At 55.6% G+C, this 1,580-nt stretch carries 1 rRNA gene; it reads left to right on the forward strand.

The features are described from left to right. Positions 1-1,580: ribosomal RNA gene (locus EUBHAL_RS13905) — 23S ribosomal RNA — on the forward strand; the annotation flags it as partial.

Here is a 1,580-nt window from a genome sequence, read left to right on the forward strand (position 1 = left end):
AATCCTTGCGGCCGAATATCCAAGGTTTCCAGAGTAAAGCTGATCTGCTCTGGGTAAGTCGGGGCCTAAGGAGAGGCAGAGATGCGTATCCGATGGACAGCAGGTTTAAGATTCCTGCACCCCTTGTTATCAGAACTGCGGGGACACGGGAAGGGAAGCAGAGCCGGGAATGGAAAGCCCGGTGCAAGCGAAGGAGTCGCAGGGTTGGAAAATCCGCCCTGCATGAGACGAAGGCGTGATGCGGAGCGAAATGAAGTAGTGAAGCTGCGGCCCCTTCCTGTCGAGAAAAGCCGCTATCGTGTAGCAAGGGCCCGTACCGTAAACCGACACAGGTGGATGAGGAGAGGATCCTAAGGCCGGCGGGAGAAGTGTTGTTAAGGAACTCGGCAAAATGACTCCGTAACTTCGGGAGAAGGAGTGCTGCGCAAGCAGCCGCAGAGAAATGGCCCAAGCAACTGTTTAGCAAAAACACAGGTCTATGCGAAACCGAAGGTGAGGTATATGGGCTGACGCCTGCCCGGTGCTGGAAGGTTAAGGGGAGAGCTTAGCGCGAGCGAAGGTTTGAACTTAAGCCCCAGTAAACGGCGGCCGTAACTATAACGGTCCTAAGGTAGCGAAATTCCTTGTCGGGTAAGTTCCGACCCGCACGAAAGGCGTAATGATTTGGGCACTGTCTCAACAACACACCCGGTGAAATTGAAATACCAGTGAAGATGCTGGTTACCCGCGCCAGGACGGAAAGACCCCATGGAGCTTTACTCCAGCCTGATACTGGGATTCGGTATTGCATGTACAGGATAGGTGGGAGGCTAAGAACTCATGGCGCCAGCCGTGAGGGAGCCGATGTTGGGATACCACCCCTGCAGTACTGGGTTTCTAACCTGCGCCCGTGACCCGGGCGGGGGACAATGTCAGGCGGGGAGTTTGACTGGGGCGGTCGCCTCCGAAAGGGTATCGGAGGCGCTCAAAGGTCTCCTCAGGATGGTTGGAAACCATCCAGAGAGTGCAAAGGCAGAAGGAGGCTTGACTGCGACACCGACGGGTGGAGCAGGTACGAAAGTAGGACTTAGTGATCCGGTGGCATAAAGTGGGATTGCCATCGCTCAACGGATAAAAGCTACCCTGGGGATAACAGGCTTATCACTCCCAAGAGTTCACATCGACGGAGTGGTTTGGCACCTCGATGTCGGCTCATCGCATCCTGGAGCTGGAGCAGGTTCCAAGGGTTGGGCTGTTCGCCCATTAAAGCGGTACGCGAGCTGGGTTCAGAACGTCGTGAGACAGTTCGGTCCCTATCCGGCGCGGGCGCAGGATATCTGAGAGGAGCTGTCCTTAGTACGAGAGGACCGGGATGGACCGTCCGCTGGTGGACCGGTTGTCATGCCAATGGCACGGCCGGGTAGCCAAGACGGGAAGGGATAAACGCTGAAGGCATCTAAGCGTGAAGCCCCCCTCAAGATGAGATATCCATACTCGAAAGAGTGAGAGACCCCTTAGAGACGATGAGGTAGATAGGGCAGAGATGGAAGCACAGCGATGTGTGGAGTTGACTGTTACTAATCGGTCGAAAGCTTGACCTT

It is taken from the genome of Anaerobutyricum hallii DSM 3353 (genome assembly GCF_000173975.1).
GTDB classification, from domain to species: Bacteria; Bacillota; Clostridia; order Lachnospirales; family Lachnospiraceae; genus Anaerobutyricum; species Anaerobutyricum hallii.